Source organism: Haemophilus haemolyticus (genome assembly GCF_001008205.1).
GTDB lineage: Bacteria > Pseudomonadota > Gammaproteobacteria > Enterobacterales > Pasteurellaceae > Haemophilus > Haemophilus haemolyticus_Q.
The window spans coordinates 78,298-104,109 of record NZ_LCTK01000005.1; the positions used below are offsets into that span (position 1 = coordinate 78,298).

General features: G+C 39.5%; 19 protein-coding genes and 1 other RNA gene. 12 read left to right on the plus strand and 8 right to left on the minus strand.

What is annotated here, in order from left to right:
* Nucleotides 1–158: 158 nt before the first annotated feature.
* Complete coding sequence (locus AAX18_RS01235; RefSeq protein WP_046952683.1) at nt 159–920, plus strand: HugZ family heme oxygenase; 762 nt, start codon at nt 159–161, stop codon at nt 918–920.
* A 115-nt stretch (nt 921–1,035) separates the two neighbouring features.
* On the opposite strand, the gene AAX18_RS01240 is transcribed toward AAX18_RS01235, so the two are convergent.
* Genes AAX18_RS01240 through polA form a run of 3 tightly spaced genes read right to left on the minus strand, consistent with a single transcriptional unit; the run spans nt 1,036 to nt 5,484 of the window.
* Complete coding sequence (locus tag AAX18_RS01240) at nt 1,036–2,340, minus strand: L-cysteine desulfidase family protein (protein WP_046952684.1); 1,305 nt, start codon at nt 2,338–2,340, stop codon at nt 1,036–1,038.
* Nucleotides 2,341–2,350: 10 nt separating this feature from the next.
* A complete protein-coding gene (locus tag AAX18_RS01245; protein WP_046952685.1) occupies nt 2,351–2,665 on the minus strand; it encodes a cupin domain-containing protein in 315 nt (104 codons plus the stop codon).
* Nucleotides 2,666–2,676: 11 nt separating this feature from the next.
* A complete protein-coding gene (gene polA, locus AAX18_RS01250; RefSeq protein WP_046952686.1) occupies nt 2,677–5,484 on the minus strand; it encodes a DNA polymerase I in 2,808 nt (935 codons plus the stop codon).
* 148 nt (nt 5,485–5,632) lie between these two features.
* Between polA and AAX18_RS01255 the strand changes: the two genes are divergently transcribed.
* The 5 genes from AAX18_RS01255 to AAX18_RS01270 all read left to right on the plus strand — a co-directional run bounded on the left by AAX18_RS01255 (nt 5,633) and on the right by AAX18_RS01270 (nt 10,442).
* Nucleotides 5,633–5,935: a cell division protein ZapA gene (locus AAX18_RS01255; RefSeq protein ID WP_046952687.1), complete on the plus strand. Its 303-nt coding sequence runs from the start codon at nt 5,633–5,635 to the stop codon at nt 5,933–5,935.
* Nucleotides 5,936–6,181: 246 nt separating this feature from the next.
* A non-coding RNA gene (ssrS, locus tag AAX18_RS08660) (6S RNA) lies at nt 6,182–6,379 on the plus strand.
* A 17-nt stretch (nt 6,380–6,396) separates the two neighbouring features.
* Complete coding sequence (locus tag AAX18_RS01260) at nt 6,397–6,960, plus strand: 5-formyltetrahydrofolate cyclo-ligase (RefSeq protein WP_046952688.1); 564 nt, start codon at nt 6,397–6,399, stop codon at nt 6,958–6,960.
* A 128-nt stretch (nt 6,961–7,088) separates the two neighbouring features.
* Entirely contained in the window at nt 7,089–9,659 is a 2,571-nt protein-coding gene (gene clpB, locus AAX18_RS01265) for an ATP-dependent chaperone ClpB (protein ID WP_046952689.1), read from the plus strand.
* A gap of 465 nt (nt 9,660–10,124) precedes the next feature.
* Nucleotides 10,125–10,442: a DUF4298 domain-containing protein gene (locus tag AAX18_RS01270; protein ID WP_046952690.1), complete on the plus strand. Its 318-nt coding sequence runs from the start codon at nt 10,125–10,127 to the stop codon at nt 10,440–10,442.
* 318 nt (nt 10,443–10,760) lie between these two features.
* Here the strand turns inward: AAX18_RS01270 and nhaA are convergent, their stop codons facing one another.
* Nucleotides 10,761–11,927, minus strand: a complete 1,167-nt coding sequence (gene nhaA / locus AAX18_RS01275; protein WP_046952691.1) for a Na+/H+ antiporter NhaA — start codon at nt 11,925–11,927, stop codon at nt 10,761–10,763.
* A 226-nt stretch (nt 11,928–12,153) separates the two neighbouring features.
* On the opposite strand from nhaA, the gene brnQ reads away from it, so the two are divergent.
* The gene (brnQ, locus tag AAX18_RS01280; protein ID WP_046952692.1) at nt 12,154–13,464 is read left to right on the plus strand and encodes a branched-chain amino acid transport system II carrier protein; all 1,311 of its coding nucleotides are present in this window, start codon (nt 12,154–12,156) and stop codon (nt 13,462–13,464) included.
* Between the two features lie 14 nt (nt 13,465–13,478).
* Here brnQ and gss read toward each other — a convergent pair whose 3' ends face one another.
* The gene (gss, locus tag AAX18_RS01285) at nt 13,479–15,353 is read right to left on the minus strand and encodes a bifunctional glutathionylspermidine amidase/synthase (RefSeq protein WP_046952693.1); all 1,875 of its coding nucleotides are present in this window, start codon (nt 15,351–15,353) and stop codon (nt 13,479–13,481) included.
* A gap of 228 nt (nt 15,354–15,581) precedes the next feature.
* On the opposite strand from gss, the gene yedE reads away from it, so the two are divergent.
* The 3 genes from yedE (at nt 15,582) to rlmB (ending at nt 19,887) form a co-directional block, all read left to right on the plus strand.
* Nucleotides 15,582–16,640 (plus strand): YedE family putative selenium transporter, encoded by a 1,059-nt coding sequence (yedE, locus tag AAX18_RS01290; protein WP_046952694.1) that lies wholly within the window; start codon nt 15,582–15,584, stop codon nt 16,638–16,640.
* 103 nt (nt 16,641–16,743) lie between these two features.
* Nucleotides 16,744–19,092 carry a ribonuclease R gene (gene rnr / locus AAX18_RS01295; protein ID WP_046952695.1) on the plus strand — a complete coding sequence of 783 codons (2,349 nt, stop codon included), beginning with the start codon at nt 16,744–16,746 and terminating at the stop codon, nt 19,090–19,092.
* Between the two features lie 54 nt (nt 19,093–19,146).
* Nucleotides 19,147–19,887, plus strand: coding sequence for a 23S rRNA (guanosine(2251)-2'-O)-methyltransferase RlmB (rlmB, locus tag AAX18_RS01300; RefSeq protein WP_005629428.1), 741 nt, complete (start codon nt 19,147–19,149; stop codon nt 19,885–19,887).
* Between the two features lie 161 nt (nt 19,888–20,048).
* Here rlmB and AAX18_RS01305 read toward each other — a convergent pair whose 3' ends face one another.
* Nucleotides 20,049–20,510 (minus strand): Lrp/AsnC family transcriptional regulator, encoded by a 462-nt coding sequence (locus AAX18_RS01305; protein WP_005629427.1) that lies wholly within the window; start codon nt 20,508–20,510, stop codon nt 20,049–20,051.
* A gap of 118 nt (nt 20,511–20,628) precedes the next feature.
* On the opposite strand from AAX18_RS01305, the gene rarD reads away from it, so the two are divergent.
* Nucleotides 20,629–21,519: an EamA family transporter RarD gene (rarD, locus tag AAX18_RS01310; protein ID WP_046952696.1), complete on the plus strand. Its 891-nt coding sequence runs from the start codon at nt 20,629–20,631 to the stop codon at nt 21,517–21,519.
* A 61-nt stretch (nt 21,520–21,580) separates the two neighbouring features.
* On the opposite strand, the gene guaA is transcribed toward rarD, so the two are convergent.
* Nucleotides 21,581–23,140, minus strand: coding sequence for a glutamine-hydrolyzing GMP synthase (gene guaA, locus AAX18_RS01315; RefSeq protein WP_046952697.1), 1,560 nt, complete (start codon nt 23,138–23,140; stop codon nt 21,581–21,583).
* Between the two features lie 110 nt (nt 23,141–23,250).
* Nucleotides 23,251–24,717 carry an IMP dehydrogenase gene (gene guaB, locus AAX18_RS01320; RefSeq protein ID WP_046952698.1) on the minus strand — a complete coding sequence of 489 codons (1,467 nt, stop codon included), beginning with the start codon at nt 24,715–24,717 and terminating at the stop codon, nt 23,251–23,253.
* Between the two features lie 129 nt (nt 24,718–24,846).
* Here guaB and birA point away from each other — a divergent pair, with 129 nt between their 5' ends.
* Nucleotides 24,847–25,755, plus strand: a complete 909-nt coding sequence (gene birA / locus AAX18_RS01325; protein WP_046952699.1) for a bifunctional biotin--[acetyl-CoA-carboxylase] ligase/biotin operon repressor BirA — start codon at nt 24,847–24,849, stop codon at nt 25,753–25,755.
* Nucleotides 25,756–25,812: the final 57 nt, after the last annotated feature.

Below are 25,812 nucleotides of genomic sequence, written 5' to 3' on the forward strand. Positions count from 1 at the left end.
TTTGGGCCCTTATTTCGTAAGGGCCTTTTTATTTGAAATATTATTATTTTGTAAAAAATATGTTAAATATATTTTACTTGAGTATAATGCTCAGCATTATTCCCTACGGAAGATAATCTGTAGAATAATGAGATTAATCGTAAATATAAGGAACAAAAATGGATTTCAATAGAATTATTACTCACATGAATGATCATCACCAAGATGATATGGTTGCTCTTTGTAAAAAATTTGGTGGCGAAAAGGAAATCACGGATGTGACATTAGTTAATGTAGATTTTGGTGGTTTAGATTTTAAATATAATGGTGGAAAAACATTACGCGTGGAATTTCCACAACAAGCTGACGAAGGTTCAATTAAACAAGCAATCATCAATCTTTGTGTAGAAAATAAACCAGTTGCAAATTACGATCGTATCAAAGCTAAAATTGATGAATTTCGTCAAGAATTTAAAAGCTGTGTGCTTGCCACTTTAGATAAAGATGGCTTACCGATGGCATCTTATGCGCCAATTATTTCGCTTGATGGAAAATATTATATTTATATCAGTGCCATTGCAGAGCATTATGACAATTTAAAACGCAATCCAAATCAAGTGGAAGTGATGTTTTTAGAAGATGAAAATAAAGCGAAATCAATTATTGTGCGTACTCGCTTACGTTATAAAGCAAGTGCACGTTTTATTCCTCGTGAAGATCCAATTGTTGAAAAAGTTTTAGATAAATTAGCGGAAACGATGAATGATGTGGGCGGAATTAAAACGATTCGTGAATTTACTGATTTTGATTTATTTGAACTTACACTTGGAACAGGTCGTTTTGTGAGAGGTTTTGGCCAAGCTTATTTGATTGATGCTAATGGGGAAATTTCTCATATTGGTGTTAAAGGAAATCCACACGAAAAAGAAAGCGATAAATAATATCGTCTCTTAATGAAGATAAAGGGTTGAGTATAAATTTATACTCAACCCTTTTGTTTACGATAAATTCGAGTGAAATTGAAATTTCTTTATTTTTCACCGCACTTTATTTTCATTAAGGACAAGGTTTACTCACCATAATTTCAATAACCTGTCTGTCGATATGTTGCATACTTTTTGATGCAATAGCGCAGAGATTATCAATGGTTCGATCAAGATCGTGTTCGACAATACCTTCATTGCCAGTAACATGGGTCTCATCCATTGCCATAAGTACTGATTTATAGCCTGAAGCCACGCTGGTGGAGACTTTCATTGCACAGCTATTAGATGCACCATCGCAGATGATTCCGCTGATGTCACCAATCATACTACAAATCCCCATGCTCATGGTTTCAAATTTCCCTGTAAGCAAATAGGCGATACCTGCACAGCTTCCCATTGATGCAGTTGTTACTGCGCAAAGGGCAGAGAGTTTGGGCAATTTACTGTGGATATAAATGGCCATTAAGTGTGATAAGAAGAGCGCTCGGAGACGTTTTTCTTCACTCACGTTTAAATAATCGGCGACCACAACCACAGGCATAGTCGCGGCAATACCTTGGTTGCCAGAGCCTGAATTACTCATTGCTGGCAATGTAGCCCCGCCCATACGGGCATCGGAGGCTGCAGTGGTTTCGATTATAATTTTACTGAGTAAATCATCTGACATTAAGCCACTACCAACTTGTTTGCGTAGCGTTCTACCAATATGTAGGCCGTAATTTTCGCTCAATCCTTCGTTAGATAGTGCTCGATTGAGTGTGGCAGCTTGTTCGATAAAGCGAATTTTATCGAGATCAACTTCACAAGAAAATTCAAAAATTTCACGTGCGCTCACCTGCTTGAAAATATCATAAGGATCACAATCAGCGCATTCATCATGCTCTTTCTCAAAAATGATCTCGCCATTTTTTTCAATCAAAATGATGTTAGTGTGTTGATCTTGAATGGCGACTTTCACTCGGTCATTATCCGTAAACAACACAGCTTCTGAATATAAAATATGCTCGGTTTGATGAATATCCACATTAACGAGCTTTTTATCAAGCATCGCTTTAGCTTGGGAAACTTGCTCTGGCGTGATGTGCTTTAACACTTCTAACTCACCTTCAGGGTCACCGCCCAAAGCACCAATCGCTGCGGCAATTGGTAAGCCCACCATGCCCGTTCCTGGTACTGCAACGCCTAATCCATTTTTCATTAAGTTAGGAGACACTTTGGCTTCAATGCGTTCAGGTGTTTTTCCTAAATGTTTAGCCGCTGTTGCAGATGCAAGTGCCAGAGAAATAGGCTCTGTACATCCAAGTGCAGGAACAACATCGCGTTCTACAATTTGAATTAATGGTTTTTCGATTTCGTTGAGTCTTTCTTGATTCATAAAATTCTTTTTAAATACTGTCTTCTTTCTCTATGACTAATATGCGCGCTTCACCTTGTGGATGAGCAACATGTTCGGTACCGATACTCGCATAAAAAATATCACCCGTATGGAGCAATACGGCTTTCTTTAGGCCCTCTTCTTTGTAGCGCATTTCCACCGTACCATCCATCACCGCAAAGACTTCTTCACCGTCATTGATATGCCATTTGTAAGGTTTATTTGTCCAGTGAAGACGCACCGAAATACCATTCATATTGGTAATATCAAGGGCTCCCCAGGCACGTTCTGCCGTAAAGTGGCGACTTTGAATAACTTTATTCATGGCTAAATTCCTTAGTGCGCTTCATCCCAATTTTGTCCAACACCCACTTCCACAATCAACGGAACAACTAATTTCGCAGCGGCTTCCATGTGTTGTTTAATTTGCTCACGGAAAAATTCTACTTTTTCTGACCGCACTTCAAACACTAATTCATCGTGTACTTGCATAATCATTTCAATATCTGGATCGTGACGGATTACTTCGTCAAGCTTAATCATCGCTCGTTTAATAATATCCGCAGCCGTGCCTTGCATCGGTGCATTTATCGCTACGCGTTCTGCTCCTTTACGACGCATGGCATTGCTAGAATTAATATCAGGTAAATATAAACGGCGACCAAATAACGTTTCCACATAGCCTTGTTCTTTCGCTTTTTCACGGATATCGGTCATAAATTGCTGTACGCCAGGGTAGCGTTGGAAATATAAATCCATGTATTTTTGTGCATCAAGACGGGAAATACCAAGCTGGCGTGAAAGTCCAAAGGCGGACATTCCATAAATTAAGCCGAAATTAATTGCTTTAGCATTGCGACGTTGCTCGCTGGTGGCTTCATCTAATGATACACCGAAGATTTCAGCAGCCGTGGATCGGTGAATATCCTTGCCTTGAGAGAAGGAATTAATTAAGCCTTGATCGCCCGAAAGATGCGCCATAATGCGTAACTCAATTTGAGAATAGTCAGCGGCGACAATAGAATAACCCTCACGCGCGATAAATGCTTGTCGAATACGACGACCTTCTTCATTCCGAATTGGAATATTTTGTAAGTTTGGATCACTTGATGATAAACGTCCTGTCGCCGTCACCGCTTGATGATAAGAGGTATGCACTCGGCCTGTTTGTGAATTGACCATTTGAGGCAGTTTATCCGTGTAAGTGGATTTAAGTTTACTCAAGCCACGATGTTCGACCAAAATTTTTGGTAATTCGTGGCTATAAGCTAATTCTTCCAATACTTCTTCATTCGTTGATGGCGCACCTTTTGGTGTTTTTTGTAAAACAGGTAGCCCAAGTTTATCGAACAAAATTTCTTGTAATTGTTTTGTGGAGGCCAAATTAAATGGCTGACCCGCTAATGCGTAAGCTTGTTCTTCAAGTGCGGTTAATCTTGTGGCAATTTCGTTAGATTGTATAAAGAGGGCATCACTATCAATCAAAACGCCCGTACGTTCCATGCGAGAAAGCACATGGAGTAATGGTAATTCCATTGTTTTATACAATTCAACAAGCGTTGGTTCTTCTTGCAATTTTAACCATAGCGCTTGTTGTAACTTCATTGTCACATCTGCATCTTCTGCCGCGTATTCTGTGGCTTGTTCTAATGGAATTTGATTAAATGTCAGCTGGCCTTTTCCTTTTCCTGCAATGCTTTCAAATGCGATAGTCTCATGCCCTAAATAACGTTTAGCTAAATCATCCATATTATGACGACCCGTACTATTTAGCGTATAAGAAAGCAACATCGTATCAAATTCAACACCTCGTAATTCAATGCCATGACGGGCAAAAATACTTTCATCAAATTTAATGTTTTGTCCAATTTTGTGAATATCAGGATTTTCTAAAACGGGTTTGATAGCCACAAGTGCGGTCGATTTTTCGAGTGTTTTTGGTGCATCCAAATAATCCAATTGCAATGGTAAATAAGCGGCTTCGCCATTTTCAAGAGCAAAAGAGATACCTACTAAATTTGCAGACATATAATCAAGACTGTCTGTTTCAGTATCCACTGCAATGAGTTTTGCTGCATTGAGTTTTTCAATCCAGCGGGTTAAATCCGCTTGAGTGAGCAAGGTTTCATATTTTGTACGATCGATTTGAATTTTAGGCGTATTTTCCACCGCACTATTTTCCACAGAATTTTTAGCTGGTGAGGTCGCCTGATACTGGTTCATTTTCATAGGCTGTTCAGTGGTTTGGGTAATGGAGTCTGCGCCATTCATCACTTCATTAAGCCAGCGTTTAAATTCGTAGCGACCAAAATATTCAATGAGTTGATCGTTTTGACTTTCTCCAAGCAACAATTCATCTGTTGTCACGTTAAGTTCAACATCTGTTTTGATGGTTGCTAATGTATAAGAAAGATCTGCATTGGATTTTTCAGCCAGTAATTTTTCACCTAGTTTTTTTGCACCACGAATTGGCAATTCAGCTACTTTTTCAAGATTGGCATAAATTTCAGCCATACTTCCGATGCCTTGTAGTAAACCAAGTGCGGTTTTTTCTCCAACGCCAGCAACGCCCGGAATGTTATCTGCACTATCGCCCATGAGTGCTAGATAATCAATGATGAGTTCAGGTGGAATACCGTATTTTTCAATCACACCCTCGCGATCCAATAAGCTATTATTCATGGTGTTGATGAGCATAATATTGTCATCAACTAACTGTGCCATATCTTTATCGCCAGTACTAATGAGCACTTTTTTACCCAAACTAGATGCTTGTAGTGCGAGCGTACCGATCACATCATCAGCTTCAACCCCTTCCACCACTAAAAGTGGAATCCCCAATGCGCGAATCATATCGTGCAAAGGCTGAATTTGTTTGCGTAAATCATCAGGCATTGGTGGACGGTGAGATTTATATTGTTCAAACATTTCATCACGGAAAGTTTTTCCTTTTGCATCAAAAACAACAGCTATATGAGTGGGTTGTACTTGTGAGATGAGGCTTTTTAGCATATTTAACACGCCGTACATCGCACCCGTTGGCTCACCTGCGGCATTAGTTAAAGGAGGAAAGGCATGAAATGCACGATATAAATAAGAAGAACCATCTACTAATACAAGTGGATTTGTTGCAATTTGGGCCATAAAAATCTCGTTTTAAACTGAAAAATGCGGGCATTATAGCGTAATTTATGGTGATGAGCGAACGGCGGATTCAATGTAAAATTTGTGACGAACGTTTTTTGCTATGGCATAATATCAGCCACTCAAATATTTAATTTAAGGAAATCAAATGTCGTTAAAATTGGTCGAAATTTTAGTTTTGGGTCAGGTCTTGCGTTTAAACGTGCCCATTGAACAAGAAGAATTATTGCGCCAAGCTGCGCGTAATTTAGATATATTGGTTTCCGAAATGAAAGAAAAGACAGGCCTTATTCAGCTTGAGCGTGTGCTTTCGATTGTGGCGCTCAATTTGAGTTTTGAATTAAGCCAAGAAAAAAATAAAGCAGCTAAAATTGAAGAGGTATTGAGAACGGGTATCCAACAATTAGACCATTCGTTAGAAAATATTCGTGTAAATAAAGAACAATATTAAATTGTAAAGTGCGGTGAAATAGAGCTGAGATTTTTTCAAATTAAAAGATGTAGCTAATTCAGCGCAATTAGTTAAAAATTACTTAAGTCACCGCCATATTCTTTAGATTCTCCTCTCCAAGATCAATAAATACCTAAAACTAATTTGTGTTATCACACCTGTTTTGTCGTTTTATAATCAACTCATCAAAATTGATAAATAAATGCTAGTCAATACTGAGAATTTGGGCTAGTATAAACCCATAAGAATTACCTGGAGTGTTCGTCAGTAGGCTATGTCCCTGAGCCGATACTTTAAATCTTATAAATTGGTTTCCTATCGTTGGTGTGTAGGCTTAACCTTTGACTCGTTCATTGGGCTGAGAAACCTGAAAACGGTATCAACTGATTTCCTTGAACCGTCGGGTTCAAGGACTACCGCCCGCAGCGGCACTCTGGGTCCTATCTTCTCTTTTCATGTCTATGAATACTCAAAAACGCCAGCAAATCCGCGCTGAAATTCGAAAAATACGCGCAAATTTAACCGCACTTCAACAGCAAAAAGCTGAACAATCAGTGACTCAACAGGCGTTAAATCTTATCGACCAACGACAAGCCAAAAATATTGCATTATATTTTTCTTTTGATGGTGAAATTTCTACAAAGGCCTTAATCCAGTCCCTTTGGATGCAAAATAAAAATGTGTATTTGCCTATTTTACACCCTTTTACTAAACATCATTTATTGTTTTTACGCTATTTACCTGATACGCCAATGGAACAAAATCAGTTTGGTATTTGGGAGCCAAAGCTGAATGTTCAAAATGTTTTACCATTAGATGAACTGGATATTTTATTTACGCCGTTAGTGGCTTTTGATAAACAGGGAAATCGCCTTGGCATGGGCGGTGGATTTTATGATCGCACATTGCAGAATTGGCAAAATAAGTCTTTTATTCCTGTAGGTTTAGCGCATCAATGTCAGCAAGTAGAAAATCTTCCCACTGAGCATTGGGATGTCTCACTATTCGATATTTTGGTGGGCTGAAACCTATCATTAGATTTTTATTGATAGATAAAATCAAAAATATTTCATTTTTTCTCTTGAAATCTTTTCAAACGATCTTACTTAATTTAGGCAAACGGCGAAAGCCAAAACTAAATTGAGGAAAGTGTATGAACATTGAAAAATTTACGACAAAATTCCAAGACGCTTTAAGCGAAGCACAATCACTTGCTATCGGAAAAGATAATCAATTTATTGAACCAGTGCATTTATTGACCGCACTTTTAAATCAACAGGGCGGGTCCATTGCACCAATTTTAACTGCAAGTGGCGTAAATGTAACTTTATTGCGTAATGAATTAAAAACTGAACTAAATAAATTGCCACAGGTTATTGGCAATGGCGGTGATGTACAACTTTCACGCCAGCTCATTAATTTACTTAATCTATGTGATAAATTTGCACAGCAAAACCAAGATAAATTTATTTCAAGCGAATTGTTTTTGCTGGCAGCTTTAGAAGAACGTGGAATGATCAGCGATATTCTGAAAAAGTGCGGTGCGAAAAAAGAGCAAATTTCGCAAGCCATTCAGCAAATTAGAGGGGGACAAAACGTGAACGATCAAAATGCAGAAGAAAGCAGACAAGCATTAGAAAAATATACGATTGATTTAACCGCTCGTGCCGAAAGTGGCAAACTTGATCCTGTGATTGGACGTGATGAAGAAATTCGTCGAGCGATTCAAGTATTACAACGTCGTACCAAAAACAACCCAGTATTAATTGGTGAGCCCGGTGTGGGGAAAACGGCGATTGTAGAAGGTTTAGCACAACGTATTGTAAATGGCGAAGTGCCAGAAGGTTTGAAAAATAAACGCGTACTTTCATTAGATATGGGCGCATTAATTGCTGGGGCGAAATATCGTGGTGAATTTGAAGAACGTTTAAAAGCGGTACTCAATGAACTTTCGAAAGAAGAAGGTCGCGTTATCCTCTTTATTGATGAAATTCATACTATGGTTGGCGCAGGTAAAACCGATGGTGCGATGGATGCCAGTAACTTGTTAAAACCAAGTTTAGCTCGCGGTGAATTGCACTGTGTGGGCGCAACAACACTAGACGAATATCGTCAATATATCGAGAAAGATGCCGCACTTGAACGTCGTTTCCAAAAAGTCTTTGTGGATGAACCAAGTGTCGAAGATACGATTGCGATCTTACGTGGTTTGAAAGAACGCTATGAAATTCACCACCATGTAGATATTACTGACCCTGCGATTGTCGCTGCAGCAACGCTTTCACATCGTTATATTTCCGATCGTCAGTTACCAGATAAAGCGATTGATTTGATCGATGAAGCAGCGTCTAGCATTCGTATGGAAATAGATTCTAAACCTGAACCGCTTGATCGCCTTGAACGTCGTATTATCCAATTAAAATTGGAACAACAGGCGTTACAAAAAGAAGAAGACGAAGCAAGTCGCAAACGTTTAGAAATGTTAGAGAAAGAATTGGCTGACAAAGAACGTGAATATGTCGAACTTGAAGAAGTGTGGAAATCTGAAAAAGCAACGCTTTCTGGCTCTCAACATATTAAACAAGAGTTAGATACTGCAAAAACCGAACTAGAACAAGCTCGTCGTGCGGGTGATTTAGCTAAAATGTCTGAGTTGCAATATGGCCGTATCCCTGCTCTTGAAAAGCAACTTGAGCAAGCTGAAACCAGCGAAGGAAAAGAAATGACGCTTTTGCGCTATCGCGTCACAGATGAAGAAATCGCAGAAGTGCTTTCTAAAGCCACTGGCATTCCAGTATCAAAAATGATGGAAGGCGAGAAAGAAAAACTCTTGCGCATGGAAAATGAACTACATAAACGAGTGATTGGCCAAGAAGAAGCAGTTGATGCCGTCTCAAATGCAATTCGTCGTAGTCGTGCTGGTCTTTCCGATCCTAATCGCCCAATTGGTTCTTTCTTGTTCCTAGGGCCAACAGGCGTAGGTAAAACAGAGCTTTGCAAAACTTTGGCTAAATTCTTGTTTGATAGTGAAGATGCGATGGTACGCATTGATATGTCAGAGTTTATGGAAAAACACAGTGTCTCTCGCTTAGTTGGGGCACCTCCGGGTTATGTTGGTTATGAAGAAGGCGGTTATTTAACTGAAGCTGTTCGTCGTCGTCCGTATTCAGTGATCTTATTAGATGAAGTTGAAAAAGCCCATGCGGATGTGTTCAATATCTTATTACAGGTGTTGGATGATGGTCGTTTAACTGACGGGCAAGGTCGTACTGTGGACTTCCGTAACACCGTGGTGATTATGACCTCTAACTTGGGTTCTGATTTAATTCAGGGCAGCAAAGACGAAAGTTATAGCGAAATGAAGGCCTTAGTGATGTCTGTGGTGAGCCAGCATTTCCGTCCGGAATTTATCAACCGTATTGATGAGACAGTGGTATTCCATCCGCTTGGTAAAGAGAATATTCGTGCGATTGCAAATATTCAATTAGAGCGCTTAGCAAAACGTATGGAAACTCGTGGTTACGAATTGGTGTTTACCGATGCTTTATTAGATTTCATTGGTGAAGTGGGTTACGACCCAATTTATGGCGCGCGTCCATTGAAACGTGCAATTCAACAAGAGATCGAAAATAGCTTGGCACAACAAATTCTATCTGGTGCGTTATTACCTGGTAAGGTTGTTACTATTGATTACGCCAACGCAGAAGTTCAAGATAGACAATAGGTGTTAAAAAGTGCGGTAAATTTGAACTGAGTTCAAAAAAACTGGGATATTTACTTAAGGACTGATGACGATATTGTATCGTATTCAGTCCTTTTTAATTTCAGTTGAATTCGTTAGTGATTATAGTAATCCCAATAATCCTTTACTGTATTAACTATCTCCTTTTCTAGACATACTTTGGAATGATGCGATTTGTAGCCAAAATTAGACGATAAGCTATTATCAGATACGCCAGTCTTGGTCTGGATATAAAATGACTCAATTATCTTGTTTGCCCATAATAAAATCTGCACCTAAATTGTTGGTTTGTTTAGTCCAACTTTTGGAGGGATCACTTTACCAAACTTTACAATCTTTACATTCAATATAGATTATTTATGCTATGCTTTCCGAGAGTTAGTAAGATATTAATATGGGAAAAGTGCGGTAAAATTTAACCGCACTTTAATTGAATGGGAGAAAAACATGCTATCAAAAGAACGATTATCTCAACTTGTCGAAATGGAAAGTATTTTAGATGAGGCAAATGGTTTTCTTGCAGAGGCGGAGCAGTTTTTGGAAAAATGGCAGGCGTTTTTACCCAAGATGAAAAGCTTAGAACATTATTACTTCGAAGGGGATTGGCGAGAGGATTTCGAGGCTTACGAAAATGGCGAGGTACCGAAAGAGCAACCTTGTGGCGTACTTTCCGAAGACTTAGTTTTTAATGCCAGTGTTGCGCAACATAGCTTGGCGATTGAGTATTTGAAAGTGGTGACTAAAATTCTCGAACCAACGAAATAATTGCAACTAATAAATTAGAAATTGCATTATCTCATTTTGCTTGAATTTATAAAACAAAAGTTCTGTAAATTGATCTGCTAAAAAGGAATGTTTATTTAAGGAGTAGTAATGATAGTAATATCTTACTGTATCAATTATTTCCTCGCTACAGTTAAATTCTCAACTATAAAAACATTCCGTTTTTAATCGACCAAATAAACTTTCCATTTCCGCATTGTTTAGATAGTTTTCTTTTCTTGACATAGTTTGTATGTCATCGGTCGCTTATTTAGTCCAACTTTTAGGGCTGCAGATCAATTTACCTCACTTTGTGTATGATTAGTTTAGTTTTGTCGTTTGTTTTAAGAATAAATACCCAAGAGTTGCCGAAACCGTTGAACCGAGTAAGATTCCTAAACGAGAAAGCGTATTGACACTTTCTCCAGCATCCGCATTAAAAGCAAGGCTTGCTAAGAACATTGACATCGTAAAGCCGATACCACATAAAACTGCGACGGCAAAAATTTGTTTAAAATTGATTCCATCCGGTAATTTAGCTAATCCCAACTTAACGGAAATATAACTAAATCCGAAAACGCCGACTGGTTTACCTATAATTAAACCGCACGCAATAGCCAATAATAATGGCGATGAAATCATACTCACATCAATACCGTCAAAACTAACGCCTGCATTGGCAAATGCAAAGAGCGGTAAAATAACGAAGGATGACCAAGGCGCTAGAATGTGCTCAAAATCGTGTAATGGTCGTTCACCTTTTTTACCTTTTAATGGAATGCAAAAACCAATAATCACGCCAGCCAACGTCGCATGAACACCAGATTTTAAAACAGACGCCCATAAAATTGCTCCAACCACCATATAGGCGCAAAGCGCGCTAACTCTAAAGCGGTTTAATAAAACCAAAGTCAAAATAGAAATACCTGAGAAAATTAGAGCCTGCACACTTAATTCATGAGAGAAGAACAGCGCAATTACAACAATCGCGCCTAAGTCATCAATAATAGCGAGTGCGAGTAAAAAAATCTTTAGAGGCAATGGCACTTGCTTGCTCAATAATGCCATGATGCCAAGTGCAAAAGCGATATCTGTCGCCATAGGAATAGCCCAGCCATTTGCAAGGCTAGGATCCTGTTTTGCAATAAACCAATAAACCAATGCGGGCACGATCATTCCACCCACTGCAGCAATGGCAGGGAAAATAGCTTGTTGGTAGGAAGAAAGTGCACCTTCAAATAATTCTTTTTTAACTTCCATTCCCACTAACACAAAAAACACCGCCATAAAACCATCGTTAATCCAGTGGATTAAGGTTTTATTAATAGAGAAACTGCCAATTTGCAAACTGACTGGCAAATTCAAAAAATCATGATATTGACTGCTTAATGGCGAATTAGCCAGCAACATCGCTACTGCAGCAGAAAAAAGCAACAAAATACCACCAGCGGATTCTAATTTTAAAAAACGTTGAATCAGTTGTACCACGCAAACTCCTTCCAAAAATAAATAACAAAAAATTAACAGAGGCTGAATCCTAGCATATTTTTGCCCTCAAAGGGAAAAGTGCGGTCGATTTTGCAGGGATTTTTATCGAATTGTCGATAAGATTCTTCATATTGTGACGAAATTCACATTTTTAGTTTTACAGAATAGGGATTTTCTACACTTTGTAGTAGAATGCAGGCCTTTTTATTTTTAGAGTTAAAAAATTATGTTTTCACGTAAAGATATTATCGTTTTAGGAATGATGATCTTCGCCTTATTTTTAGGTGCAGGTAATATCATTTTTCCACCAATGGAAGGCTTTACTTCTGGACAACATTGGGCAGGAGCCTCCTTTGGTTTTGTATTAACTGGCGTTTTAATGCCTTTTATTACACTTGTTATTGTATCTATTTTAGGTCGTGGTGAAGAACTCACGAAAGATTTACCTAAATGGGCGGGCGCAGGTTTTCTTGTTATACTTTATCTAACCATTGGCTCTACCTTTGCAATGCCACGTATCACGAATGTTGCTTACGAAATGGCGTGGTTACCTTTAGGATTAGTGGAAGATAATAAGAGTGTTCGTTTCCTCTTTTCATTAATTTTCAACTTAATTGCGATGGGCTTTATGATTCGCCCAAATACCATTATTTCAAGTGTTGGTAAATTCATGACACCTGCATTGCTTGTGTTATTAGTTGCTGTAGCCGTCACTGTCTTCATTTCACCTTTATCTGAAATTCAAGCGCCAAGTAAAGCGTATGAAAATGGCCATTCTTTATTAATCGGCTTAATCAGTGGTTATCAAACCATGGATGTACTCGCAGCCATTGCTTTCGGTGGAATCGTCGCTCGCGCACTTGCCGCAAAAAATGTAACTGAACCCAAAGATATCGTTAAATACACTATCTCAGCCGGATTTGTTTCAGTCATTCTACTTGCGGGTTTATATTTTTCGCTTTTCTATCTAGGTGCGACTAGTGCTGCAGTTGCAGAAGGTGCAACTAATGGCGGACAAATTTTCTCTCGTTATGTAAATGTCTTATTCGGTTCTGCTGGGACTTGGATTATGGCGGGTATTATTGTATTAGCGAGCTTAACAACCCTTGTTGGTGTAACGAGTGCTGCCGCTGACTATTTTTCAAAATTCTCTGTGCGTTTTTCTTATCCGTTTTGGGTCGCACTTTTTACCGCAATGACAATCACTGTTTCACAATATGGTTTAACGGATCTACTTCGCATAACGATCCCAGCTTTGTTATTAATTTATCCAGTAGCTATTGTGCTTGTATTATTGCAATTCTTACGCAAAAAACTTCCATCAATAAAATTTACATACAACAGCACATTAATCGTAACTGTTTGTTTTAGTTTATGTGACAGCTTAAATAACGTTAAAATGTTACCAGAAAGCATTAATTCATTATTGGAACACTTCCCTCTTTCATCTGAAGGAATGGCTTGGTTGGTTCCGACTTTAGTGATGTTAGTTGCAAGCATTTTAATTGGAAAAGCATTGCGTAAAACCCATTCTTAATATCACAAGGTGTTTTATTTATCCTTCAACACTCTCAATGGTTGCATATCACTATTGCCTACAATCACTCGACTCGAATCAGAACGTAGGCAAGTTCCACCATAATGCCCCCCCACGGTAAAAGTGCAGACTTGCAAATATTGCTCTTCCACTTGTGGTAAGCACCAAAGTTGTTGATAAATACTATCTTGCTGACCAAACTGTCCATCGGTTGTGTCTAGCATCGAATTATTTTCACCAATCAATTTAACGTTATCACCTCGGCGACCTGCAATTGGTTTTTGTGCATAGCCATTTTGAATTAAGTTTGGTGTGAGATGAAAACTTGCCTCTAACAAATAACGATGATTAGGGAATAAAGACCAAAGCACCGGTAAAATTGCTTTATTGCTTGGAATTGCCGTCCAAAGCGGTTCATAAACCAACACTTCAGGGCGAAGTAGTACGTCAATTAACCGCACTTTATCTTCAGGATAACCTGTGCGAATAGGTGGAGCGACTTCCATTCCTGTTGTATCTTCACGAAGTTGTTCTAGCATGGTCTCCCATGCCCAGGTTTTCCAAACGGTTTGAACTTGGTTATTTTCATCATCAATCAGGCGGCCACGATTATCCCAATGTAAGCCTTCTGTTCCATGAATAATTTTGGCTTGAAATCCCGCTTGTACCAATGCTTGTTGCATAAACATGGCATGATAATCTTCTTCATCATCGTGATCTTGCAGAATATGAACTAATTTTGAGGCTTGACTATGTTGCCAACAATCAGCCAATGCATTACGCAAACCATCGGATGGATTTTCCCCCAATACACAATCAGCTTGTTTTGCCCAGCGATTCATAATATCGCCTGCTTCAGCATGGCAAGAAGCTGAGTCGGCATTATATTCATAGACTTTCAAACCTCGTTCACTCATACAGAAATCTAAACGACCAGTAATCGTCTGATAACGGCGATTTTGCCAAGAAAGTCTTAAGCGTGGCCAAAGGAGCTTCGGAATATTGAAATACTGCAATAGGTTATCATCTTTGAGTACCTTATCTGTCGCATGTAAATACATTAAATGCAGTTCGTTCGTGGCGTGAATTAATTCCTGTTGAGCACTTTCAGACATAGCGAAATAGCGATATTGATCAGAATGACTTACTTTATGTCCGCCCATCGCCTTGATATAAGCCGTATCAAATGGTTCATTTTCATTTAACCATTTCCCACTAAATTGCCCATGATTATCAACATGATGAGCTTGTAACCGAAGTGCGGTTGATTTTGGAAAAGGTTGAGGTTCTGAAAATTCAGTATCGTTCGTTTGAATCATCCAACCAAGAATTTTAGTATCATTAAAAGTATCCTGTAAAAAATATCCTTGTTCTGAAACAATCATCGGCAATTCACGCGTCCATTGCTGACCACTTGGCAAGCGGGAATGAATCACATTTTGCTCGGCGATTCGAATTCTATCAGCCAATACCTCAGTGATAATTGCCACATGCCCCGTGTGTTTAAATTCGCCCCCTTCTTGCCAAATTAATAAGGAACCTGCTTGAGGTTTACGTTTGCAACCATTAGCAAATGCCTGCAAGGGCAACAAGGCATCGTTCACTACTTGGCGTAAAAAACGTAAAGAAAAGATCTCATACGCCATACCGACATCAGCAAACACGACGCCATGATTGAGATATAGATAACGACGTGCAAATTCCACACACTGCCATTTATAGCCCATATATTCTCGCCCTAGATAACTCCGAAATGCAGCATCATTTGGGAACTCTTTATCATCCGCAGTATTGTAATCTGAGGAATAAATTGCCACGCCACCAGGCGCATATCCAAGTAAGCTACCAAAAGGATCGTGGGTAATGATATTGGCTGAACGTTCTGTCATCGTATCTTCCGAGTAAAAAATAAACGGAGTTAGTATAGATCTTTTATTTTCATTACGACAATCAATAAAAATTTTACCGCACTTTCTTCCTACCAAATTTTTGATTTATCTCATCTTTTCATCAAAACATTCTTTACCATTTAACTTCTTAGATTAAAATGAACATGCTTTTCGAGTATTCGAGAGTACACAATTTAGTTTAACTTTAGATATCACAAGGGTTTCATTATGAAAGGATCAAAATGGCCTGTGGTTGCAGGTGCTGCACTTGGTATCATCGCTCCACTACTTACTTATAGCGGAAATCCTGGCAATATGGGATTTTGCGCGGCCTGTTTCTTACGCGATACAGCTGGCTCCATTGGCTTACATCAAGCCGCTCCACTTCAATATATTCGCCCAGAACTCATCGGATTAATATTCGGTGCATTAGTGAGTGCGTTATTTGCAAAAGAATTCCGAGCTCGTGGTGGTTCATCACCATTTATTCGTTTAATTTTAGGGGCATTTGCCATGATTGGTGCCCTAACATTCTTAGGTTGTCCATGGCGTGCATATTTGCGTTTAGGAGGCGGAGATTTATCTGCGATTGCAGGTATAGTCGGTTTATTTGTCGGCGTACTAGTCGGAATTTTCTTTAGCAATCGAGGATTTTCGCTCGGCAAAGCAAAAGAACAAGCTCCTATTACAGGCTGGATTTCTGTGATTATCGCGGGTTTATTACTTATTGGCGTTATCACACAATTTAGTTTTGGCGAAGGCTTACCCCTTTATTTCTCACAAAAAGGCCCCGGCGCACAACATGCATTTTGGGCATTATCTTTAGCAGGCGGGTTAATCATAGGCGTATTAATGCAAAAATCACGTTTCTGCTCAATTGGCGCATTTCGCAATTTCATTCTATTCCGTGATTCTTCATTATTGAATGGGGTCATCGCTTTAGTGGTATTTGCTGCTATTACCAATGCTTTACTTGGCCAATTCCATTTAGGGTTTGAACAACAACCTGGTGCACATAATCAATATCTTTGGAACTTCCTCGGCATGGCACTTTGCGGATTATGCTTCGCCCTTGGCGGTGGTTGCCCAGGCAAACATTTAGTTCATCTTGGTGAAGGCGATAACGACTCCGCCATTTTTGTGCTTGGTATGATTTTAGGTGCAGCCGCTGCACATCGTTTAAGCCTTGCTGCTTCAGGCTCTGGCATTGGTGAATTCACGCCTTACGCTTTAGTTCTTGGATTTATATTCTGCGCCTATATTGGCTTTACCAAAAAATCGGCTTAATTCACTTTCTATCTGCACTCATCACGAGTGCAGATTTTCTTTTCCTTGCATTATCCCCCTTACAGTGTCAAACTCTCCGCACTTTTTAAAACTGTAAAAAATAATGACAAAAAAACGTAAAAACTTAATTAACCAAGATCCGCATTACAAACGAGAATTGGAAAAATACAGCAATCCAATCCCGAGCCGTGAATTTATTTTAAGCGTTATTCGAGACAATAATACACCGATGAATCGGGATGAAATTTTGACCGCACTTTCCATTCGAAATGAAGATCAAATAGAAGCGATGCGTCGCCGGTTACGAGCGATGGAAAATGACGGCCAATTAGTGTTCACCAAACGTAAACGCTATGCCTTGCCAGAAAAATTAGATTTATTTAAAGGCACTGTAATTGGTCATCGCGAAGGTTTTGGTTTTTTACAGGTCGATGGCAAAAAGGATGATTTATTCATTCCAAACCATCAAATGCAAAGAGTCATGCATGGAGATTTTGTCTTAGCTCAGCCTGCTGGATTAGATCGTCGTGGTCGCCGTGAAGTGAGAATTGTACGCGTATTAGAAAGTCGTAAAAAACAAATTGTGGGTCGGTTTTTCTTAGAAAACGGTTTTAGCTATGTCGTGCCTGATGACAGTAGAATTGGCCGAGATATTCTCGTGCCAAATGAACATCGTAATGGTGCTCGAATGGGACAAGTTGTCGTTGTCGAATTGCAAGAACGTTCTGCCAGTTTTAACCAGCCAATTGGCGTGATCACTGAAATTCTAGGCGATAACATGGCGAAAGGAATGGAAGTGGAAATCGCCTTGCGTAACCACGATATTCCCCATAAGTTTCCAAGTGCGGTGGAAAAATACGTAAAAAAATTCACTGAAGAAGTCCCTGAAGAAGCCAAAAAAGGCCGTGTGGATTTACGCAATTTACCGCTTGTGACCATTGATGGTGAAGATGCTCGCGATTTTGACGATGCCGTTTATTGTGAAAAACACGGCAAGGGCTGGAAACTTTGGGTAGCGATTGCGGATGTCAGTTATTACGTACGTTTACGTTCCGCTTTGGATGTAGAAGCGCATAATCGTGGTAACTCGGTCTATTTTCCGAACAGAGTTGTACCAATGCTACCTGAAATTTTATCGAATGGCTTATGCTCTCTTAACCCTCAAGTGGATCGTTTGTGTATGGTGTGTGAGATGCAAATTTCAGCCAAAGGTAAGCTCACAGATTATCGCTTTTATGAAGCGGTGATGAATTCTCACGCCCGCCTCACTTATACCAAAGTAGCCCAAATGCTTGAAGGCGATGAAGAATTACGCACTCGTTATTCTACGCTGGTGCCTCATTTAGAAGAACTTTATAAACTCTATCAAGCGTTGCTTGGTGCGCGTCATCAACGTGGTGCGATCGATTTTGAAACCATTGAAACTAAGTTTATTTTCAATGCAATGGGGAGAATTGACCGTATTGAACCAGTTGTTCGTAATGATGCCCACAAAATCATTGAGGAATGTATGATTCTTGCGAATATCGCAGCAGCCAATTTTATGGAAAAACATAAAGAGCCAGCGTTATATCGTATTCATGCCACCCCGAGCGAAGAAAAATTAACATCTTTCCGCACTTTCTTAAGTGAGTTTGGTTTAACTTTAGAAGGTGGCTTAAAACCAACCACAAAAGATTATGCTGCTCTCTTAGAAAAAGTTAAAGAACGACCTGATCATGAACTTATTCAAACAATGTTGCTACGTTCATTAAGCCAAGCTGTCTATCACGCTGATAATATCGGGCACTTTGGTTTGGCTTTGGAAGAGTATGCACACTTTACTTCACCAATTCGCCGTTATCCAGACTTAACACTTCATCGAGGCATCAAGTATTTACTCGCTAAAGAACAAGGCGCAAAACGTAAAACAACTGATACTGGCGGTTATCATTACTCTTTTGATGAAATGGATTTACTTGGCAATCACTGTTCAATGACCGAACGCCGTGCTGACGACGCAACGCGTGAAGTGGCAGATTGGCTAAAATGTGAATATATGCAAGATCATGTCGGCGGTGAATTTAGCGGTGTTATTTCATCTGTGACGGGATTTGGTTTATTTGTACGCTTAGATGATTTATTCATCGATGGTTTAGTCCATATTTCTACCTTAGAAAATGATTATTACCAATTCGATGCGGCAAAACAGCGTCTAATCGGTGAGAATAGCGGAATGCAATATCGCTTAGGCGATAAAGTTCGCATCAAAGTTGAAGCAGTACATTTAGAAAATAAAATGGTCGATTTCTCGCTGATAGGGAGTGAACGTAAGCCTCGTCGTGCTGGAAAAACCGCGAAAGAAAAAGCCAAGAAAGTCTTTAAAGAACTACCGTCTAAAGCATCCAAAAAACGAAAAAGTGCGGTAAAAAAGAAAGAAGTTTCGAAGAAAACATCTAGAAAACGAAAATAATTCACTTCCCATTATGGAATGAATTAAAAATTCAAATAAGAAAAAGAGAAATTTATGTCAGAACAAATCTACGGCATTCATGCTGTTAATAGTATTTTAACTCATTCACCAGAACGTTTAATTGAAGTCTTCGTACTTAAAGGCCGTGAAGATAAACGTCTACAGCCACTCTTAAACGAGCTTTATTCCCTAGGAATTGGTGTGCAATTCGTTAATCGACAAACCCTTGATAAAAAAGCCGATGGAGAGGTTCATCAAGGTGTCATTGCTCGAGTACAAGCGGCAAAAGAACTTAATGAAAATGATCTTGATGAAGTTCTTGCGAATAAACAAAATTCGCTTTTATTAGTTTTAGATGGCGTGACGGATCCACACAACTTGGGAGCATGTTTGCGAACAGCTGATGCAGCGGGCGCAGCAGCCGTGATCGTACCAAAAGATAAATCGGCACAATTAACATCTATCGCGCGTAAAGTTGCTTGTGGTGCAGCAGAAACCGTGCCGTTAATTCGTGTAACCAATCTTTCTCGCACACTACGCGATTTACAGCAAAATCATAATATTTGGGTGGTTGGCACTGCTGGCGAAGCCACTGAAACCATTTATCAAAGCAAACTGACAGGGCCACTAGCACTTGTTATGGGAGCTGAAGGCGAAGGAATGCGTCGTTTAACGCGTGAACATTGCGATCAACTGATTAGCATTCCAATGGCTGGTTCAGTTTCATCATTAAATGTATCTGTCGCAACAGGGGTATGTTTATTTGAAATTGTGCGTCAGCGTTTAGGTTCATAAGAAGAGTGCGGTAAATTTGCTTTGACCTCAAAAACTAAATTATTTACTTGAGGACTGATGACGATATTGTATCGAACCCAGTCCTTTTAATTTCAGTTAAATTTATCGGTAATTATTTAGCTCCACTTTGTGGGAGAAGAGCAAAATTTACCGCACTTGTTCTATAAGATAATTCCACTATCTGCTTTGGTAAAATTCATTACAAATAAACTTTTATAAGTTCTTACATGAAATTCGCCAGTCAATACTCGACGTGTGAATGCGTGATAGCTTTCCATATCTTTTGCATGGAGTAGCAACATAAAATCATAGTCACCTGAGATTTCGTAACAGCTCACCACTTCGTCTTCTTGGCGCATTTTTCGTTCAAATTGCTCTTGATAATAAGAGTGTTGATTGTCCATTTCAACCATAACAAACACGCTAATCGTACGCCCAACGGCTTTTGGGGAAACTACCGCAACTCGTTTTGTAATAACTCCCGAATCAGTTAATGCTTGTACACGTCGTTGACAGGTTGCAACAGAACTATTCACTTTTTCTGACAATTCTTTTAACGGAATCATGGCATCTTGTTGTAATACATTCAAAATATGACGATCTAATTTATCCAGTGTTTGCATAAGATAATTTCTCAAAAATGTAATAATTGGGAAAAATATTATCACAATAAAAATAAAGTTGAGATTTTTTATTGTCTTGGGATTTTATAATAATCATATTGATGAGATGAGGTCCAAGATGAAAGTAGTCACTCAAGGCGTATTATTGTGCATTTTTTCACAATGTTTATTTGGCATATTGTATTTATTTAGCATATGGCTCCAACCACTTAGCGGAACGGATGTTTTTGCGTGGCGTATGTTAACCATGATCTTTGGGTTACTTTTAATTTTATTCCCGACTATTGGTTGCCGCTCTCTTTTGTCTCTTATTACGACAACTTTAGGAAAAAGTTGGATGCGTTGGGTTTTATTTTTACTGGGGACATTAGATGCGGGAAGTCAATTCTGGCTCTTTATGTGGGCTCCGCTCAATGGCGAAGGGGTAAATATTGCGATGGGATATTTCCTTTTTCCGCTGATTATGGCTGTTTTAGGATGGGTTTGGTTAAAAGAACGCTTATCACTTATTCAGAAAATCGCACTTTTACTGGCTGCCTGCGGTGTTGCACATGAATTATGGCACACTCAAAGTTTTTCATGGACAAGCTTGTGGGTTTGTACGGTTTATCCATTTTATTATCTAAGCCGTAAATTGATGAAAATCCCTGCCCTACAAGGGATTACATTGGATATTATTTTAATTTCGATTCCTTGCGTTATTCATATTCTTTATCAAAGTACGACGCTTTCTTTAGTTACGCAAGAATATCGTTATTGGTTATTGCTACCAGCACTTGGCATGGTGAGTGCGATTTCGCTTTCAGCCAACTTAAAATCAAGCCAACAAATTCCAGTCAGTATTTTTGCGGTGTTGAGTTATATCGAACCCATATTGCTTTTTTTAATAGCTGTCTTTGTGCTGGATAATCAAATAACCACAAGCGACTATTTTACCTATGTGCCTATTTGGTTAAGTCTCATTGTGATTGGCATAGAAGGGCTTTTAAACAAAAATAAAGTGCGGTGAAAATTAACCGCACTTATTAAAGTTACTGAAATAATTAGAACGTATCTGAAAAAGTGCTTTTTTACTCCCACTCGATAGTGGCTGGTGGTTTTCCGCTAATGTCATACACCACGCGGGAAATGCCGTTCACTTCGTTGATGATGCGGTTAGACACTTTGCCTAATAAATCATAAGGCAGGTGCGCCCAATGTGCGGTCATAAAATCGATGGTTTCTACTGCACGTAGTGAGATAACCCAATCGTATTTACGGCCATCGCCCATCACACCTACAGATTTCACAGGTAAGAATACGCTGAAGGCTTGGCTGGTTTTTTTATACCAACCGCTATTGCGCAATTCTTCGATAAAGATTGCATCTGCACGGCGTAATAAATCGCAGTATTCTTTTTTCACTTCGCCTAATACACGGACGCCTAAACCTGGACCAGGGAATGGGTGGCGGTTGATCATTTCAGCCGGTAAGCCTAATGCTAAACCGATTTTACGTACTTCATCTTTAAATAATTCACGTAAAGGTTCAACTAAGCCAAGTTTCATATAGTCTGGTAAGCCACCTACGTTGTGGTGTGATTTAATCACATGTGCTTTACCGGTTTTGCTTGCTGCAGATTCGATCACGTCAGGGTAGATCGTACCTTGTGCCAACCATTTCACATTAGTGAGTTTTTTCGATTCATCATCAAATACATCTACGAATACTTTACCAATAATTTTACGTTTCGCTTCAGGATCTGATACGCCTGCAAGTTCACCTAAGAAACGGCTTTCTGCATCAACACGGGTAATGTTCAAGCCGAATTTATCGCCAAACATTTCCATGACTTGATCGCCTTCGTGTAAGCGGAGTAAACCGTTATCCACGAATACACAGTGTAAGTTTTTGCCGATAGCACGGTGTAAAAGTAATGCAACCACAGAAGAGTCCACACCACCAGATAAACCTAAAATCACTTCATCATCGCCCACTTGCTCTTTAATGCGAGCAACGGCATCTTCGATAATGTTTTCTGCAGTCCATTTGGTTTCGCAACCACAAATGTTCACCACGAAATTCATCAATAATTCCAAACCTTTTTTGGTATGGGTTACTTCAGGGTGGAATTGTACGCCGTAGAAACGACGATTTTCGTCAGACATTGCCGCAATTGGGCAGGTTGGAGTCGTACCAGTAACTTGGAAGTTTTCAGGTAAACGCGTTACTTTATCGCCATGGCTCATCCATACATCCAATTTGCTATCGCCATCATTTAAATGAGCGAAAAGTGCGGTCGGATTATCCATTAAAACAGAAGCATAGCCGAATTCACGATGTTCAGAGGTTTCAGTTAAACCACCAAGTTGCATCGCCATGGTTTGCATGCCGTAACAAATACCTAATACAGGCACGCCTGCGTTAAATACATATTCAGGCGCTCGTGGGCTGTTTTCTTCAGTGGTGCTTTCAGGACCACCAGAAAGAATAATACCGTCTGGATTAAATTCACGGATTTGTTCTTCAGTCACATCCCACGCCCAAAGTTCGCAGTACACACCGATTTCACGCACACGACGCGCAATCAGCTGAGTATATTGTGAACCAAAGTCGAGGATCAGAATTTTATGGTTGTGGATATTTGTCATTTATAATGCTCTTATTATTGATAGTATAGACGGTCAATTTTCTCCAAAATTTTGCAAAAATCAACCGCACTTTAAAACAACAAAAGGTGGGCTAAAGCCCACCTTACGGATTAGCCCATACGATAGTTTGGCGCTTCTTTAGTAATGGTTACGTCATGAACGTGGCTTTCTTTAATACCTGCACCACTGATGCGAACGAATTCTGCTTTTGTACGTAATTCTTCGATGGTTGCACAGCCAGTTAAGCCCATGCAAGAACGTAAGCCACCCATTTGTTGGTGGATGATTTCTTTTAAGTAACCTTTGTATGGAATACGGCCTTCGATACCTTCTGGTACGAGTTTGTCTGCTGCGTTATCAGATTGGAAGTAACGGTCTGAAGAGCCTTTCGCCATTGCACCTAATGAACCCATACCACGGTAAGATTTAAATGCACGACCTTGATAAAGTTCGATTTCACCTGGCGCTTCTTCAGTACCGGCAAACATAGAACCAACCATTACACAGCTTGCGCCTGCAGCGATAGCTTTTGCAATATCACCAGAGAAACGGATACCGCCGTCAGCAATAACTGGAATACCACGATCTTTTAATGCCGCAGCGGCATCTGCGATAGCCGTGATTTGTGGAACACCAACACCCGTCACGATACGAGTGGTACAAATAGAGCCAGGGCCGATACCTACTTTCACTGCGCTTGCGCCTGCGTCTGCAAGTGCGATTGCACCTTCAGCTGTTGCTACGTTACCCGCAACGATAGGCAAGTTTGGATATTTTGCGCGAGTTTCACGAACGCGTTGTAATACGCCTTCGGAATGACCGTGGGAAGAGTCGATTAACAATACATCTACGCCCGCTTTTACTAATGCGTCGATACGTTCTTCGTTGCCTGGGCCAGCACCTACTGCTGCACCTACGCGTAAACGACCGAATTCATCTTTACATGCATTTGGTTTTTGTTCCGCTTTTTGGAAGTCTTTAACGGTGATCATGCCTTTTAATTTGAATGCATCATCTACTACAAGTACTTTCTCTACACGGTTTTGATGCATTAATTCTAAAATTGTTTCACGGCTTGCACCTTCTTTTACGGTGACTAAGTCTTCTTTTTTCGTCATTAATTGTGAAACAGTTTTGCTTAAATCTTTTACGAAACGCGTGTCACGGCCAGTGATGATACCGATTAAGTTATTTTCACTGTCCACAACAGGGTAGCCTGCGAAGCCGTTTTTCTTTACCATTTCAGCAAGTGCTGCAAGGGTTAAATCAGGCGAAACAGTTACAGGTTCAGATACGATACCACTTTCAAATTTTTTCACTTTACGAACACGATCCGCTTGGCGTTCGATCGTCATATTTTTGTGAATAAAGCCGATGCCACCTTCTTGTGCTAAAGAGATCGCTAATTTGGTTTCTGTGACAGTATCCATCGCGGCAGAAAGCATAGGAATATTTAAGCGAATTTCTTTGGTGAGTTGAGTTGAGAGGTTAGCTGTGTTCGGAAGAACAGTTGAATGAGCGGGGACGAGTAGAACGTCGTCAAAAGTCAGAGCTTCTTGTTTAATGCGTAATGACATTGCAATATTCTCGCTAAGTTGAAGTTAAAAAATATTGCGGCGGGATTATACAGATTTTGCTTGATTTTGAAAACGAAATTTTTGGATTTATGCTATGATTTTCGCTCCGTTTGCCACAAGGAATAAATGATGAATTTCGCTTTATTGACATATTTAGCTGACTGTCAGCCGAAAGTGCGGTTTGAATTGGAAAAGTTTTCTCTGGATATTGAAGAGGACATTAAACAACTACGTGAGCTAGGCTTGGAAATTGTCGTTGATGGCCAAAATTATTGCTTAGTGCCTAGTCTTCCTTTATTAAATCCTCAGCAAATTTCAACCGCACTTTTTCCTTATAGTATCCATTATCAGCCGATTATTTCCTCTACAAATGAATGGATACTACAAAATATTCCTTCCTTAAAAAAAGGCGATCTTTGTGTGGCTGAATATCAAACTGCAGGACGCGGTCGACGTGGTCGCCAATGGTTATCGCCTTTTGCCGGGCAAATCATTTTTAGTTTTTATTGGACGTTTGATCCGAGAAAACCTATCGAAGGCCTGAGTTTGGTCATTGGTTTGGCGATTGCTGAAGTGTTAAACGTGCAAGTGAAATGGCCTAATGATATTTTGTTTGATGGGCGAAAGTTAGGTGGAATTTTGGTTGAAATCGCTAACCATAAAAATGGTATGCTCAATTTAGTGATTGGCGTAGGTATTAATGTGTTGTTGCCAAAACAAACAGAAATTAGTCAGCCTTATGCGGAAGTATGTGAAATAGATCCTGATGTAGACCGACAAACCTTATTACCCAAACTCACACAACATTTATATACACGTTTAAATATCTTTGAGAAAAATGGTATTAATACGGAATTTCAACAAGCATGGCAATTATATAATGCATTTTCAAATAGTGAAGTAAATGTGCTGACTGAACAAGGCGTTATTTCAGGTATTGAACAAGGCATAGATGAACACGGTTATTTAAAAGTATTATGTGGCAATAAAATTCAGATGTTTAATGGTGGTGAAGTTTCATTACGTAAGAAATTATAGCGATAAAAATTTGAGCATTCTAACCGCACTTTTTGATGAAATGTTTATATTTCCATC